The sequence below is a fragment of the Archangium lansingense genome, assembly GCF_026626635.1.
Taxonomy (GTDB): domain Bacteria; phylum Myxococcota; class Myxococcia; order Myxococcales; family Myxococcaceae; genus Archangium; species Archangium lansingense.
Window position 1 is genome coordinate 12,061,909 of record NZ_JAPNKA010000001.1, and the last position, 15,553, is coordinate 12,077,461.

Genomic DNA, 15,553 nt, shown 5'->3' on the forward strand with positions numbered 1-15,553 from the left:
GCGCAGGTTCCTCCTTTCCTCTGGAGGGGCTCGTTCCTAGTGTCCGCGACGCACTGGGACTACCCACTCGGTAGAAAAGGACTGCGCCCCTATGAGCAACAAGACGGCGAAGGACGTGCTCTCGTATGCCAAGGAGCACGGCACGCAGATGGTGAGCCTGCGGTTCATCGACTTCATCGGCCGCTGGCGCCACTTCGCGGTGCCGCTGCACGAGCTGAGCGAGGGCATCTTCGAGGAGGGCCTGGGCTTCGACGGCTCGTCCATCAAGGGCTGGTTGGAGATTCACAACTCCGACATGCTGGTGATTCCGGACCCGAACACGGCGGTGATGGATCCGTTCACGCAGACGCCGACGCTGGTGCTGCTGTGCAACGTGAGCGATCCCATCACCAAAGAGCAGTACATGAGGGATCCACGCAACATCGCGGCGCGCGCGGAGAAGTACCTCAAGAGCACGGGCCTGGCGGACACGGCGTACTTCGGACCGGAGGCCGAGTTCTTCATCTTCGACGGAGTGCGCTACAGCACGGAACCGCACCACATGTTCTTCGAGGTGGACTCCATCGAGGGCGCGTGGAACACGGGCCGCGAGGAGCCGGGCGGCAACCTGGGCTACAAGCCGGGCTTCAAGGACGGCTACAACGCGGTGATGCCCACGGACGCGCACAACGACATGCGCGACGAGATGTGCCGGATTCTGGGTGAGGTGGGCATCTCGGTGGAGCGGCAGCACCACGAGGTGGCGACGGCAGGCCAGTCGGAGATCGACTTCCGCTTCGACACGCTGGTGAAGACGGCGGACAACCTGATGTGGTTCAAGTACGTGCTGAAGAACGTGGCGGCACGGCACGGCAAGACGGTGACGTTCATGCCCAAGCCGCTGTACGGGGACAACGGCAGCGGCATGCACACGCACCAGTCGCTGTGGAAGGGCGGCAAGCCGCTGTTCGCGGGCGAGAGCTACGCGGGCATGAGCGAGATGGCGTTGCACTACATTGGCGGCATCCTGAAGCACGCGCGGGCGCTGGCGGCGATCTGCAACCCGACGAACAACTCGTACAAGCGGCTGGTGCCGGGCTACGAGGCGCCGGTGAACCTGGCGTACTCGAGCCGCAACCGGAGCGCGTCCATCCGGATTCCGATGTTCAGCGCGAGCCCGAAGGCGAAGCGGCTGGAGTTCCGCTCACCGGATCCGAGCTGCAACCCGTACCTGGCGTTCGCGGCGCAGCTGATGGCGGGGCTGGACGGCATCGAGAACAAGATCGACCCGGGCGATCCGCTGGACAAGGACATCTACGGGCTGTCGCCGGAGGAGCTCAAGGACGTGCCGAAGATGCCGGGCTCGCTGGAGGAGGCGCTGGACTGCCTGAAGAAGGACCACAAGTTCCTGCTGAAGGGGGACGTGTTCAGCGAGGACGCGCTCGAGAGCTGGATTGAGCAGAAGCAGAAGGAGGTGGACGCCATCCGCCTGCGTCCGCACCCGATGGAGTACCAGCTCTACTACGACATCTGAGCCGGGCCCCGCCAAACCAACACCCCACTCCCAACACCCAACTCCCACGGAGCCAACTTCCCCTCTCCCCTCGGGAGAGGGACGGGGTGAGGGTATCGAGCCTCCCTGATTGAACACGGGGCGCATCCCGGGGACACCTGGGGGCGCCCCGTGGCCATCAGGGTCCTCGAGTGGATGACACCTACTCGCCGAGGGCCCCGTAGTGCACGACGCGGAAGCGGGCGCCCTGGGCCTCGCGGATGCCGGCGGCGAGCGCCTCATGCAGCTCGGGCGTCCAGGTGGTCCACTGGTCGAAGAAGCGCGCGGCGGCGGCCTTGTCTCCCGCGTGCTGGAGCGCGAGCACTTCCTTGAGCAGCGAGGTGAAGGTCTCCGGGTAGCGCTCGTACCGGAGGGTGAGGCGCGCGGTCTTCGGGTCCGCCTCGATCAGCCCATGCGCGAGGAACCAGTTGAACTGGATGAGCTGCATCGTCTGGTAGGGCTGGTCGCGGCGCGGCTTCGCGTTCTGCAGCGTGCGGCGGATACCGGAGGCCCGCACGGCGCGCAGCGTGGCATCGCTCACCGTCCCCGCCTTGTGCATGGAGTGCAGCGCGAAGAGCGAGACGAGGTCGGCCTTCATCTCCTCGAGCGCGTCCGAGTAGTCCTCCAGCGCGACCTCGAGCGTGCGCCCCTTCACGTCCCGCTCGACACCAAGGTAGTGGCCGATCTCATGCCACAGCGTGCGCTGGGAGTTCCCCTCGGGTGCGAGGTCTCCGGCGTGGGCCTCCACGGTGACGGCGCGCCAGATGCGCTCGTCGGCGGCGAAGATGTCCGGGTTCTTCATGATGTTGTCGCGCAGCAGGATGGTGCGGCCGTAGCGACGAGAGAAGAGCGCGTCATTGGGGAGGATGCTCGCGGTGTTCGTGCCACGAGCCTGGCCGAAGTCGGCGATGACCTCGTAGACGCCGACCGGGATGTCCTCGCGCACGCGCCGAGGGTACGGATACGGCAGGGAGTCTTGGAGCGCCTGCAAACCACCGAGGGCCCGGCGCAGCTCACGCGTCGCCTCCTCGTTCTCCAGGAGCAGGCTCATGCTGTGGAACGCCTTCACGCCGAAGAGCGCGTCATCGTACGTCTCATAGGAGCCGATCTGCGCATTGAGGCGCTGGAAGCGGCCCGTCACCCAGGACGCATCGCCGCTCTCGTAGTCGTTGGAGAGCAGGTCCCGAGCGCGGTTGCGAAGGAAGCGGGCGAACTCGCCGTCCGACTTCTCCACCGAGTCCGCGGCGCTCATGAGCAGCTCATACGCGCGCAGGAAGTCGTTCGCGTACGCGACCGGGTACGGCACCGCGTAGAACGTCTTCGCATCGGGCTTCTTCGCGAGTGACTTCAGGTGTGGGGCGAGCCGGGGGTGGAGAACCGCGAGCACGGGGTGCTTCACGAGCGTGGCCAGGTCTCGGTCGAGCCAGGCCTTCGTCGCGCGACGGACGACGGTCCGCTCACCGAGAATCGCCTCGCGCTGCTCCGGGAAGCGGGTCAGGAAGGCATCGAGTTCCTCGCGCGTGGCGTCCGAAGGATAGACGTTGCGCGCGGGCACCTCCGGGGTGACGGGAAGGAAGGGCTCGCGGCGGTTGTCGAGCGTCGTGGCGATGGGACCCTGGAAGAGGCGGTAGAGGGTGAGGAGGTCGCGCGTCTCCTTGGAGCCGCGGAGCTGCTGGTCGGTTCGGGCAAGGCGGGCATGCGCCTCGAGCGCCTGGGGATGGCGGGACTCCTCGTAAACGCGCTGGAGGAGCTGCCCCACTTCCAGGAGGTCTTTCACGGCCCGCTGCTCCTCGGGCGAGAGGCGCGAGAGGTCTGGCACGAGGCGGATGGTCTCGGTCTTGGCGAGCAGCTCCTGGGTCCTGGACTCGGGCCAATAGCCAGCCGGGAGCGAGGATTTTGACGCGGCAGAGGCGGCTGTGGAGAGCGCGAGGGTGATGACGAGCGGCAGTTTCATGTGCGCGCCAGCCTACCGCGCCGAGGGAACCTCGGGGGCAGGAGGACCCCAGGCGGACTCGGGATTCTCCAGCGCATCGCCAATGTGGCGCAGGACACGCGCGACGAGCTCCGCATCGAGCAAGCGCGCATCGAAGGTGCACGAGAGCGTCATCACCTTGCCGGGGACGAGCGAGTCCCCCTCGAGCACGGGAACTTCCCGCACAGCACCGGAGGCAAGGCAAAGGGCCACGCGGGTGTAGGGCACCATGGCCAGCCAGGCTCGCTCCAGACCGAGCGACCCCACGTTGGAGACGGCGACGGAGCCGAACGGGTCCCTCGGCATGCCGACCCATGCGAGGTCCACATTGAGGGTGAACCAGACGAAGGAGAGCAACCGGAGGACGGTGTGCATGAAGAGGCCGGGGACGCGGTACGAGCGCCGCTTGCCCCGCTCGATGACGGCGTCACGGCGGTGACGGACGTGCTCGACTCGCTCCTGCATCGCGCTGGCGAAGTCCTGGAGCGAGAGCGCATCCGCATCGGGGACGGTGGCGGTGGTGAGGTCCACGCGGCCGAGGTGCTCGGGCTGTACCACGAGGACACAGACGCTCACGCGCTTGCGCAGCCAGGGACGGTTCCAGCGCAGGATGGCATTGGCCTCGGGGTAACGGCGCAGGGCATCGGCGGCGGCCTTGGCCACCAGGTGCGTCACCGTGAGGCGCTGGCCCGAGCGAGAACGGAAGGCCTCCACATACGCGAGGGCGCGCTCCATGCGCACCTCGATCGCCGCATAGGCACTCGGGTCCCGAGGGGACTTGTAGGTGCCAAGGGCGAGGAGGGGGAAGTTCACGGGCTCGCGACTCCTCTACCACCGGTCATCGGTGAAGAGGCAGTCGATCAGCTTCGCATCACCAAGCGCCACGTTGCCGCACTGGATGTCGGGTACGGGCGTGAAGAGCGTCTCGTTGGGCAGGCGGTGGACATGCAGCACGTCCCGAACGATGCCCTCGACCTTGTCCGCGTAGGACTTCGTCTCGGGGACGTCTTCGTAGAAGGTCTCCGAGGGCCAGGCTCTTTTCTCAACCAGTGAATAGCGCTGGAACGAACTGTAGCGGGCGTAAACAGGCGCGAGGATGCTGACCAGGACAACCACGGTTCTGACCTCGTCTTGCCCGCCAGGAAGCTTCAGCACCTCGGGCAGCTCCACCCTGACACGCCAGCAGTTATCGTCGGAGAAGAGTACGGTCCAGTCCTGCACCTTACACTCGGGTAGCACCTCGCGAAGTCGGGCGATCAGCCTCCGCCAATCACCTGGGTTCTTCAGTGCATGCCCCCGCAATTGCAACATGCGCTGGTACTGCTCTGATTCATCGTAGCCCTCCGCGTCGCCATGCAAGTTGGCGGGGTAGTAGCGGTGGAGAAGTTCGATGAGCCGTGAGGAGGAGAGATCCTCATTCATGGTGGTTGTTCCAATTCGAACTCGAAAATCTCAGGGACCTCTACCCTTCTTGGTGGCCCCCTTCATGTACGGCCAAGCCGAGCAGCAGGACGGAACGCCTCATCACCACCTCCCAGACCACAGCCATGGAGGACGCTATGCGGATCCCATGCACGCCGGTTGTCACGAATCGCGCTCCGCGTCCACCTCCTGACGTGCCCGCCACGGTCCAGTGGCGCACGGAGCGGCTGACCGTCATAGATGCGGCATGCGTACCTGCCTCACACTCTCCGCACTCGTGTTCCTCGCCGCCTGCTCCGGCTGCCGCAAGAGTCAGGCGAAAACCGCCCCCGACTGCATCCTCGTTGAGGATGACTTCGGTCCCACAGGTACCGTGCCCATCACCGTCGACGTCGTCGCCGAGGGCCTCGACGTCCCCTGGGGCATCGCCTGGCTCCCGGGTGGCGATGCCCTCGTCACGGAACGTCCCGGCCGTATCCGACTGCTGCGCAACGGCACGCTCCAGCCGGCTCCCGTCGCCACCGTGAAGATCTCCTCTGCCGGCGAGAGCGGCCTGCTCGGCATCGCCGCGAATCCCTCCTTCGCGAGCAACCGGCAGTTCTACATCTACGTGACCACCGACGAGGGCGGCTCGACACAGAACCGCGTGGAGCGGTGGACGCTCTCCGAGGACCACACCACCGCCACCTTCGACCGCGTCATCTTCGGCGGCATCCCCGCGGCCATGTACCACGACGGCGGGCGCATCCGCTTCGGCCCGGACGGCATGCTCTACGTCGGCACGGGAGACGCGCGCACGCCGGACAACTCGCAGAACGTAAACACTCCCGCCGGCAAGCTGCTGCGCCTCACGCCCGAGGGCGAAGTGCCCGAGGACAACCCCTTCCCGGGCAAGCCCGCCTTCCTCATCGGTGTGCGCAACACCCAGGGTTTCGACTGGAAGGACCGGGAAACGCTCTACTTCACCGACCATGGCCCCAGTGGCGACACGCTCCGCAGAGGCCACGACGAGGTCAGCGTGGTGCGCAAGGGCGACAACCTCGGCTGGCCCACCCTCTACAGCTGCGAGTCCGGCGAGGGCTTCGTCACCCCGTCCCTCACCTGGGAGGACGCGGCGCCTCCGGGTGGAGCCGCCATCTACACCGGTGACACCATTCCCGAGTGGAAGGGCTCCCTGCTCATCGGAATACTCGGCTCACGGCACCTTCATCGCGTGGTGTTCTCCCAGGAGAATCCAAACCAGGTCGCCCAGCACGAGGTGTACCTGCGCAACGAGTGGGGCCGCCTGCGGGAGACCATCATGGGTCCGGACGGCCACCTCTACGTCACCACCAGCAACTGTGACAGCCGAGGAGACTGCACGGCGCGCAAGGACGTCATCCTGCGCATCCGCCGCTGAACGAGGCAGGGGCCGCGTGCCCAGTCGGGCGCACGCGGCCCCTCGAACTCACCAGCTCACCGAGTCCACGTACACCGTGCCGGACCAGGCGGCATCGGTGAAGAGCTCGAGGCCGAGCTGGTGCAGCGGCGACACCGCGTTCGTGGGCAGCTTCACGGTGACGGTGCTCCAGTCACCGGCCTTAAGGGACGTGGGGGCCACCCACGCGCCCGTCCACAGCCAGCCGCCCGTCGAGCCCTGCTGCACATAGGGCTGGAGGCCGGTGATGCGGCTGCCCGCCGGAATCCACACGCGGAAGGACACCGTCCGGCCCGCGGGCACGGCGGCGTTGAGCACGGAGACCCGGGACATCCCAGCCGCCGTGCCCCCCATCGTCACCGCGAGCGAGCGGCTGCCCGCATACGCCTTCGCGGTGGACGCCGTCACGCCCTTCACGAGCGCTCCCGAGAAGGTCCACCCCTGAGTGCCCGACTCGAAGCTGTACGTCGCGGTGTCAGGACCGGGCGTGGGTGTCGGCGTGGGCGTGGGCGTCGTGGTGGAGCCCGCGGGGATGGCGAGCCCACCGGCCTTCAGGAAGGCACCCGCGTAGGTCTTCAGGAAGAGCTGGCCGTTCTTGTCATGGTCGTTGGTGTGCGAGGCCTGCTGCCCCTCGCCCCGTCCGAAGAGCAGCGCGATGACACCGCTGCTCGCGAACTTCTCGCGGTGCGTGGCGCCCCCGGTGCCGAAGAAGTACTCGGTGCGGTTGTCCTTGTAGCCCGCGCGCGGCGCGTTGCTCGTGTTGTCCACGTTCAGGCTGTCGGAGTTGCCCTCCGGAAGCTGCCACAGCACCCAGCGCTTGCCCGAGGTGACGTTCCACAGCCGCAGCCACTCGGCATACCGGTTGAAGCTCTTGGACGAGATGGAGGCCGAGTCACTGGCGTCCCACCACCGGTCCTGGCTGAACGTATGCGCGTAGAAGTCCGCGTCGCGGTCGAGCGGGTCTCCTACCAGCACGTCATAGGTGGCGCCCGTGACGTTGGGCCCCAGACCGAGCGGCTTGAGGAAGTTGTAGACCTTGTCCACCTCCGGCTGCAGCGGATCCGTCACGGAGAAGTGAGCGATGTCCTTGCCACTGGCCCACCCCGAGATGTGCATGCCCAGGGTGACGTTGTTGGCCCCCACCGCCTTGCGCAATTGGAGGAAGGCGAGCCCCCACCCGGCCACCGTGTTGGGCAGCCCCGCCAGCTCCGGCAGCCCCGTGGCCGCCACGGCCGCATAGGCGCCGGGGTTGTTGTTCGAGTGCTGCTGGAGGTAGCCATAGCCATCCGCCTCCATCAGCACGAGCACCGGCTTGCCGAACTCCTTGGCCCGCTGCATCAGCACCTTGAAGTCGGAGAAGTAGCTCTTCATCGTGGTGGCGTTCTGCGCCTTGGCGAGGAACTGCGCCTCGCCGCCACCGGGCTCCTCATTGACCTGGTAGTACTGGATGGCTGGGATGAAGCCCTGGAGGGCAGACTCCGTCATGAACTGCTTGCCCCAGGAGCCATCGGAGGCCGACCAGCCCCAGTTGTTGACCCACCCCTTGGTGAAGTAGCGGTAGCGCACGTCCCAGGGCACGGCGCTGTCCTTCATCCACGTCTGGCCGGTGTCCTCGAAGAGACCCACCATCAAGCGCGCGGGCAGACCCGCGGGGATGGAGCCCGCGGGCGGCGTCACCACCGGAGCCTCGTGAGTCTCCACGGTGTCCAGAGAGGGATTCTCTGAAGAGACATCTCCGGGTAGCTCGGGACCACAAGCCGCGCACGCCAGGAGAGCAAGCGATAGGAGGATGTGTTTCATGGGGCCCCCAACCAGAAGAGGGCCCTCCCCTTTCCCACCTCTCTGTCCATGCTCCAGGAGTGAACCCAAGGGCTCGCTTCCCCGGCCCCCCTGTTGCGAGGCCCGAATATTCCATCCCTCCGGCACGAGTTCTCACCCGGCCTCAGGCAACCCGTGCAGGCGGCTCGCGCTTCTGCGAGGCTTGGTCCCGCGTGCACCTCGAAATGCCCCTCATCATCGGCCTGATGGTGGCCGCCAGTTCGCTCGCCATCGCCGCCAAGCGCGTCCGGATTCCGTACAACGTCGCGCTGGTGGTGGGTGGCCTGCTCCTCTCCGTGGGAGGTGTCCTCACGGGCGTGCCTCCACTCAACCCCGAGGTCGTCTTCCTCGTCTGCCTCCCGCTGCTGCTCTTCGAGGGCGGCATCACCGCGGACGTGGCCAATGTGCGCGCCAACCTCCTGCCCATCGCCATGCTGGCCACCCTGGGCATGGTGCTGGCCATCGCCGCCACCGGCACGGCGCTCCACTACACCCTGGCGCTCGCCTGGGGACCCGCGCTGCTGCTCGGGGCCATCCTCGCCGTCACCGACACCGTCTCCATCCTCTACGCCTTCCGCCGCGCCCCCGTGCCCCGGCGCCTCTCCGGCATCATGCAGGGCGAGAGCCTCTTCAACGACGGCACCGCGCTGGTGGCCTACGCGGCCATCTCCAGCATCGTCGTAGGCGGCCAGTCCTCGTTCTCGCTGCCGCTCATCAGCGCCAAGGTGCTGGGCGCCACCATCGGAGGTCTGGCCATCGGCCTCACCCTGGGCCTGGTGGCCGGCTTCATCATCCGCCGGACGGAGGATCCGCTCGCGGAGATCATGGTGACCTCGGCGCTGGCCTTCGCATCCTTCGTCATCGGCGAGCAGCTGCACTTGTCGGGCGCCATCGCCGCGGTGACGGCCGGGCTGGCCACGGGCATCAACCTGCGGCGCCACGTGTCCCCGCAGAGCCAGGTGGCCATCCACACCTTCTGGGAGTACGCCGCCTTCGGGGTGAACACCTTCCTCTTCCTCTCGATGGGGCTCACCACCCGGCCCGAGACGCTGGTGCGCTACCTGCCCCAGACGCTGATCGCGGTGGCCTGTGTCTTCGCCGGCCGCGCGGTGGCCATCTACCTCCCCTTCCTGCTGCTGCGCTGGCTGCGCCCCTCCGAGGCCGTCCCCGTGCGCTGGCAGCACGTCTTCATCCTCGGCAACATCAAGGGCGCGCTGTCCATCGGCCTGGCGCTCGGTCTGCCGGAGAGCACGCCCTCGCGCGAGCTGCTGGTGGCCATCGCCTTCGGAGTCTGCTTCCTGTCCCTGGTCCTGCAGGGGTTGATGCTCACCGGCATCCTCAAGCGGCTGGGCCTCTTCCATGAGGACCCGGTGGCCTACGCGGTGGCGGATCAGCAGGCGCGCCTCATCGCCAGCCGCGCCGCGCGCCAGGAGTTGGAGGAGCTGCACGACCAGGGGCTCATCCCCCGCGCGGCCTATGAGCACCTGCGCAGCGACTACCAGGTGGGCATCGCCAGCGCCGAGCGCGAGCTGCGCCGGCTCAGCGAGCAGCACCTGGCACAGGGGGCGAAAATCGTATTGGCCACGCGCCGCCGCCTCATCGACGCGGAGCGCACGGCGCTGCTGTCGGCCCGGCGAGCCGGCCTCATCCCCGAGGTCACGGCCGAGGCGCAGCTGGCGAAGCTGGACACGCGCACACTGGAGCTGGAGCACGTGCTGGCGAGCGCCCAGGAGCATGAGGCGGGCAGTGAGAGGAAGGCGTCATGAAGATCATCATCGCGGGTGGTGGACGGGTGGGTGGGACGCTGGCGGCACGGCTGGTGGCGGAGCACCACCATGTGACGGTGGTGGAGAAGGACCAGAACATCTGCAATCGGCTCTTCGAGGACATTGGCGCGGTAACGGTGTGCGGGGATGCCAATGACCCATCGGTGCTGGATTCGGCGGGCATCTCGGGCGCGGACATCGCCGCGGGAGTGCTGGCGCGCGACGCGGAGAACCTGGCCTTCGCCACGCTGGTGCGCTCCATGAGCAAAGCGCGCGTCATGGTGCGCATGCTGGACAGCCGCTACCGCCAGGCCTACCGGCTGGCCGGGGTGAGCGAGCTGGTGGCGGAGGCCGAGGTGGTGGTGGCGAAGATGAGCACGGCCATCGACTTCCCCGAGGTTGCGGGCTCGCTGCCGTTGGCGGCGGGGACGGCCATCCTCTTCGAGCTGGAGATAAGCGCGAAGGCGCTGGTGGCCGGGCGCACGGTGGCCCAGGTGCGCGCGCTGCCCGAATTCCCCCGCGAGTGCGTGTTCATCGGCGTGGTGGACCCGGAGGGCAGCATTACGCTACCGGACGGGAACACGGTGCTGCGGGCGGGCCACACCATCATCCTCGTGGCGCGGCGCGCCGAGCTGGCCCGAGCCGTGGAGTGCCTCACTGCCGAGCTCCAGCGCCAGAGCGACACGCCGCTGGCGGAGCTGCTGCGCAAGGTGGACTTCCTCGCGCCGCTCAACGACGAGCAGCTCGCCTCGGTAGCGCGCGGCGCCGATTACATCCGCAAGGAGACCGGTGAGAGCCTCTTCAAGAAGGGCGACGCGGGAGAGTCGTTCTACGTCGTCGTCTCCGGCGAGATGAACCTGCTGGCCGAGGGCGGGCGGCTGGTGGAGGTGGTGAAGCCTGGAGGCTTCTTCGGGGAGATCGCCCTGCTCACGGGGGAGCCGCGCGCCACGACTGCCATGGCCGCCACGGCGTGCGAGCTGGCCGCCGTGGGCCGCGAGGACTTCCAGGGGATGGTGATGGCCAACCCCACCGTGGCGCTGGAGATGAGCCGCATCCTCGGGCAGCGGCTGGCGAAGATGGCCCAGCAGGAGCGAGCGCCCCAGAAGCGCAAGGGCCTGTTCGGCCGCTGAGCACCGGGGCCAGCCGCCCGGCAGCAGTGTTCAGCAGCACGAATTGACGCACCGCGAGTGTCCATCGGCATACCTGCTGGGCACCCGCCTCCTGGTGTCCCGGATGTGTCCGCTCCATAGCGTTGCCCCCCGTGCGGGAATAGGCACCGCCGGAGGAGAGCACCATGAGACACGTCGCGAACGCACTGCTGCTCGTTGGAATGCTGTGGGCCGCGCAGGGACAGGCCCGCGACAAGACGATGGACTTCCGGGGGATGAAGTTCTCCACCGACCCGAAGCAGTTCGTCGAGCGGATGCTCTACCTGCATGGGGAGATCATCGACGAGGGCAAGCTGGCCCAGCGCAGCAGCCAGTCGCAGCAGGTCAAGGAGCTCTCCGAGACGCTGGTGAAGACCCATCAGTCTTTCGATGACCGGCTGAAGACGCACCTCAAGGAGCAGAAGCTGCAGGCCGGCACCTTCAAGCCCAAAACGGACGAGGAGCGGAGCACCGTCGCGTTCGAGAAGTCCACCGAGACCAAGCTCAAGACGCTCTCTGGTGAGGCATTCGATCAAGCCTTCCTCGCCGCCCAGGTCAGCGATCATGACCGACTGCTCCTGACCGTCCTGGCTGGCCAACAGATGTTCTCCGGACAGCCGCTCGCCGCGGTGCTCGCGGAGATGCAGCCCGAGCTCCTGAAGCTCCGAGAGCGGTCCTACCAGCTCCTGGGTGAGCAGGCGGCGAGCCTCGGCACGGGTGGTGCCGGCACTGGAACGGGCGGCGAGGACGGGAAGAAGTAACAGCCTGGGAACCCATTGCACGGAGGCGGGCAGGCGCCGTGTAATGAGGGCATGACTCCCAGCGTGACCTTCGCCGTGGACGACGTCATCCCTGCCCCTTTTCCCCTGCCGGATTGCGACCTCGCCGAGTCACTCGCGGCGAGGCTCAAGGAGCCGGTACTCGGTTCATCCCACGCGCTGAAGGCCCGCTTCGTCCCACCGGAGGACACGCATCCGCTCATGGCCGCGGTGCACCTGGCCTTCAGCGAGCACCGCCCGCTGGTGCTCTCGCCCGACATCCTCTGGGTGACCATCGCCCAAGGGCTCGCGCTGCACATCGTGCGCAACGCGGAGTCCCTGCGGTTCGACCTGGTCCGTCACCAGGGCAAGAAGCGGCTCGTGGTGCCACGCACGGCGTGGGACCTCTCCTCGGCGGAGTTCTGGAACGGGGTCGTCGGCGATTTCTCGGCGATGCTCCACGAGGAGAGCACGGCCCTCCATGACTTGATGGTGTGCGACTTCTCGACGACGGGCACCATCGAGCGCGTGGTCAGCCAGGTGGTGCTGATGGACTCGCTGCGCGAGTACTTCGATTACGTCCTGGAGTGCATCTGCGGCATTCCCACTGTCACGCTCGAGGGCACTCCGGCGGACTGGAGCCGGCTCCGCGAGAAGGTCGAGCAGCTCTCCCGATACGGGCTGGACTGGTGGACGCGACACCTGCTGCCCATCTGTGACCAGCTCGTGAGAGCCTCACAGGGGAACGCGGACCGGGCGTTCTGGCGGGACATCTACAAGCCTCGGCAGGCCTACGGCGGAGACGTCATCAACGGGTGGGTTTGCAAGCTGTTCCCCTTCCTCCGCAATGGCGTCACCGGCCAGTACGACGTCCGGAGCCCGGTCTTCGAGTCCGACGCCAGCGCCACCGACGAGGATGAGGGTGGACCCGTCCCGCCCCTCGGGTGGATCCAAAGCGAGAGCCTGCCCACCGGGCTCTCTCGTGTTCCGCTCACCCTCGAGGAGCACACACCCGGAGGCAAGAAGAAGCGGAGCCTGGCCCTCACCGCTGGCTTCCTGGGCGTGAGCCAGTCCTCGAAGACGATGGCCCTGCGCCCCGAGCTTGGCTGGGTCGTCCACGATGACCTCGGCCTGGAGGCCCTGCTGCGGCGTGTATGCGAGGAGCATCAGGCAACGCCTCCGCTCCCGCAGGAGCGACTCTCGGCGTGGAAGGACACGTGGGGGGACGCCGGGCTCGCGGCCGAAATCGTGCGCCTGTACAGCACCTGCGATGGGGTCTCGCTCTTCGGTAAGCAGGGCATGCCCACGTACCGGCTCCGTGCCACGAGGGAGCTCGAGTTCCGGGAGAAGAACCGCTGGTTGCGCCCGAACTCCCGCGAAACGACAAGCAGCCCCCACGGCTGGACGCGCTTCTGCGACCTGGCGGACGGCAGCTTCCTGGCCTTCAACTTCGGCCTCGCAGACAGGCCGTTGCTGCCCATCGTCTGGGTGAAGGACAACCAGGCCCGGCACGGAGAGCGCGTCGCCGACAGCCTGGAGCAGTTCCTGCTGCGCGCGCTCGAGTCCGGGGGCCGCCCGTACTTCCAGGAGCCGGGGTTCACGCCTGGGGAGCGGGTCGAGCTCTGAGCTCCGGGTCGGGCTCTACGGGAGGACGTGGGGGCATCGGATCAATCTCGATGGCGTCCACGTAGCACCACGCCCAGTACTCCCCCGGCTCGAAGGAGCGCATCAGCGGGTGTCCTGTGGCCTCGTAGTGCTTCACCGCGTGCCGGCCGAACGAGGCATCGCAGCAGCCCACGTGGCCGCACGTCAGGCACATCCGCAGGTTGTGCCATCGCAGGTGCTGGGCCAGACAGTCCTCGCAGCCCGACGTCCGGGGCAGCACGTCGTACCGCAACAGCTCCAGGTGCGAGCACGTGGTGGCGGTACCGCGCCGCAGTCCGCCCATCGTCCCCAGCATGCGCCGTGGCCCGGAGACGGGGCCGTGCTCGGGGACGCCTTCGTGGCGCAGCGCGGCCAGCAGCTCGTTCATGACCTCCTCCGCCACCCCGCCCGCGTGCAGCACCCGCGTCACCGCCTCCAGCGCTGTCTCGAACTCACCGGCCACGATGTCGCTCGCGCCGCGCTCATGCAGGTCTCCGATGTCCCGCAGCCGAGGCACCTTCACCAGGATGGGCACGTCCGGCGACAGCCTCCGCGCGGCAGACACCGCCCGCTGCGAGCCCTCCGGGTCACTGATGAGCAGCACCAGCGCTCGCGCCCGGTGGATGCCCGCGCGCTCCAATATCTCCGGGCTGGTGATGTCGCCGTAGTACATGACCTCGCCGCGCCGCCGCGCTTCCGCCACCACGTGCGGATCCAGCTCGATGACCACGTGGGGCAGGTTGCTAGCGCGCAGGGCTCGCACCACCATGCGTCCGGCGGTGCCCAGCCCCGCGACGATGAAGTGCTCGGACAGCGCCTCGTGCTCGGGCTCCAGCCGGTGCGGCCCATGCGCGCCGAACAGCACCTCCAGCGGCCGGAGGTGCGCCACCCCCGCCGCCAGCCGGGGCGCGAAGCTCAGCGCCACCGGAGTCACCGCCATGGTGAGGACGCTCATGCACACGAAGAGGTCTCGCTCCCCTTCGCTGAGCAGCCCCACCTGCAGCCCCGCGTTGGCCAGCACGAAGGAGAACTCTCCAATCTGCGCCAGCCCCACGCCCGCCAGCACCGCGACCCGGAGGGGGAAGCGCATCACCAGCGCCCCCACTCCGCCGAGCACCGACTTGCCCACCAGCACACCCGCCAGCAACGCCGCCACCAACAGCGGGTGCTCCACGACGACGCGCACGTCGAAGAGCATGCCAATGGAGATGAAGAAGAGGCTGGCGAACGTCTCGCGCAGCGGCAGCATGTCCGCCAGGGCCTGGTAGCCATAGTCGCTGTCCGCCAGCGCCACCCCGGCCATGAAGGCCCCCAGCGCCAGCGACAGCCCCGCCAGTGAGGAGAGCCAGGCGATGCCCGCGCCCAGCCCCAGCACCGCCAGGAGGAAGAGCTCGCGCCGGCGTGTACCCGCCACTGCCTTCAGCAGCGGCGGCACGACCACCCGCCCGAAGACAATCGTCGCCACCACCAGCAGCGCCGCCCTCGCCAGCACCCAGGCGATGGACGCCGCGCTCACCTCCTGCGCCGCCAGCAGCGGAATGGCGAGCATCATCGGCACCACGCACAGGTCCTGGAAGATGAGCGCCCCGATGATGAGCTGCCCGTGGGGCGCATCCGTCTCCTGGCGCTCGCTCAGGGCACGCAGCACGATGGCCGTGCTGGAGAGCGCCACCAGAAAGCCGAGGAATACTCCTTTGCGAGGTGCAAAGCCCAACGCCAGGGCCAGCACCACCACGGCCAGCAGGGTGAGCGTGACCTGGAGGCCTCCGCCCAGGGTGAGCACCTTCCACAGCCGCCGCAGCCGCTCGAGCGAGAACTCCAGCCCGATGCCGAAGAGCAGCAAGGCCACACCCAGGTCAGCCAGGGCCTCCAGGCGCCAGGTGTCCCGCACCCAGCCCAGGCCACTTGGGCCAATGAGCGCACCCGCCGCGATGAGGCCGGCGATGGTGGGCAGGCGCAACCGACTAAGCGCCAGGACCACCACCACCGCCACCCCGAAGACAACCACCAATTCCTGGAGAAGCTCGGGAGCCTGCATGGACGCGCGCGCCTCCTCGCGTCTCTCACTCCCGTAACG

At 67.8% G+C, this 15,553-nt stretch carries 11 protein-coding genes; 6 read left to right on the forward strand and 5 right to left on the reverse strand.

Features of this window, described 5'->3' with window-relative positions; translation table 11 throughout:
- Positions 1-91: 91 nt before the first annotated feature.
- Positions 92-1,513, forward strand: coding sequence for a type I glutamate--ammonia ligase (glnA, locus tag OV287_RS48250; RefSeq protein WP_267540839.1), 1,422 nt, complete (start codon positions 92-94; stop codon positions 1,511-1,513).
- Between the two features lie 181 nt (positions 1,514-1,694).
- On the opposite strand, the gene OV287_RS48255 is transcribed toward glnA, so the two are convergent.
- From OV287_RS48255 to OV287_RS48265, 3 genes are read right to left on the reverse strand one after another with little or no spacing between them, the layout of a single operon-like run.
- Positions 1,695-3,485, reverse strand: a complete 1,791-nt coding sequence (locus OV287_RS48255) for an NUDIX hydrolase (protein WP_267540840.1) — start codon at positions 3,483-3,485, stop codon at positions 1,695-1,697.
- 12 nt (positions 3,486-3,497) lie between these two features.
- Positions 3,498-4,316 (reverse strand): 2-oxo acid dehydrogenase subunit E2, encoded by an 819-nt coding sequence (locus OV287_RS48260; RefSeq protein WP_267540841.1) that lies wholly within the window; start codon positions 4,314-4,316, stop codon positions 3,498-3,500.
- A 15-nt stretch (positions 4,317-4,331) separates the two neighbouring features.
- Positions 4,332-4,925: a hypothetical protein gene (locus OV287_RS48265; RefSeq protein WP_267540842.1), complete on the reverse strand. Its 594-nt coding sequence runs from the start codon at positions 4,923-4,925 to the stop codon at positions 4,332-4,334.
- Positions 4,926-5,172: 247 nt separating this feature from the next.
- On the opposite strand from OV287_RS48265, the gene OV287_RS48270 reads away from it, so the two are divergent.
- Positions 5,173-6,324, forward strand: coding sequence for a PQQ-dependent sugar dehydrogenase (locus OV287_RS48270; RefSeq protein ID WP_267540843.1), 1,152 nt, complete (start codon positions 5,173-5,175; stop codon positions 6,322-6,324).
- 48 nt (positions 6,325-6,372) lie between these two features.
- Here OV287_RS48270 and OV287_RS48275 read toward each other — a convergent pair whose 3' ends face one another.
- Positions 6,373-8,142, reverse strand: coding sequence for a hypothetical protein (locus tag OV287_RS48275; protein ID WP_267540844.1), 1,770 nt, complete (start codon positions 8,140-8,142; stop codon positions 6,373-6,375).
- A 191-nt stretch (positions 8,143-8,333) separates the two neighbouring features.
- On the opposite strand from OV287_RS48275, the gene OV287_RS48280 reads away from it, so the two are divergent.
- From OV287_RS48280 to OV287_RS48295, 4 genes are all read left to right on the forward strand, one after another.
- Positions 8,334-9,926 (forward strand): cation:proton antiporter, encoded by a 1,593-nt coding sequence (locus OV287_RS48280; protein WP_267540845.1) that lies wholly within the window; start codon positions 8,334-8,336, stop codon positions 9,924-9,926.
- The gene (locus tag OV287_RS48285; RefSeq protein ID WP_267540846.1) at positions 9,923-11,056 is read left to right on the forward strand and encodes an NAD-binding protein; all 1,134 of its coding nucleotides are present in this window, start codon (positions 9,923-9,925) and stop codon (positions 11,054-11,056) included. The genes OV287_RS48280 and OV287_RS48285 overlap by 4 nt, the downstream gene beginning before the upstream one ends.
- Before the next feature lie 164 nt (positions 11,057-11,220).
- The gene (locus OV287_RS48290; RefSeq protein WP_267540847.1) at positions 11,221-11,835 is read left to right on the forward strand and encodes a DUF4142 domain-containing protein; all 615 of its coding nucleotides are present in this window, start codon (positions 11,221-11,223) and stop codon (positions 11,833-11,835) included.
- A gap of 51 nt (positions 11,836-11,886) precedes the next feature.
- The gene (locus OV287_RS48295) at positions 11,887-13,458 is read left to right on the forward strand and encodes a DUF4419 domain-containing protein (protein ID WP_267540848.1); all 1,572 of its coding nucleotides are present in this window, start codon (positions 11,887-11,889) and stop codon (positions 13,456-13,458) included.
- On the opposite strand, the gene OV287_RS48305 is transcribed toward OV287_RS48295, so the two are convergent.
- The gene (locus OV287_RS48305; RefSeq protein WP_308809801.1) at positions 13,430-15,514 is read right to left on the reverse strand and encodes a cation:proton antiporter domain-containing protein; all 2,085 of its coding nucleotides are present in this window, start codon (positions 15,512-15,514) and stop codon (positions 13,430-13,432) included. The two genes, OV287_RS48295 and OV287_RS48305, sit on opposite strands and share 29 nt — an antisense overlap.
- Positions 15,515-15,553: the final 39 nt, after the last annotated feature.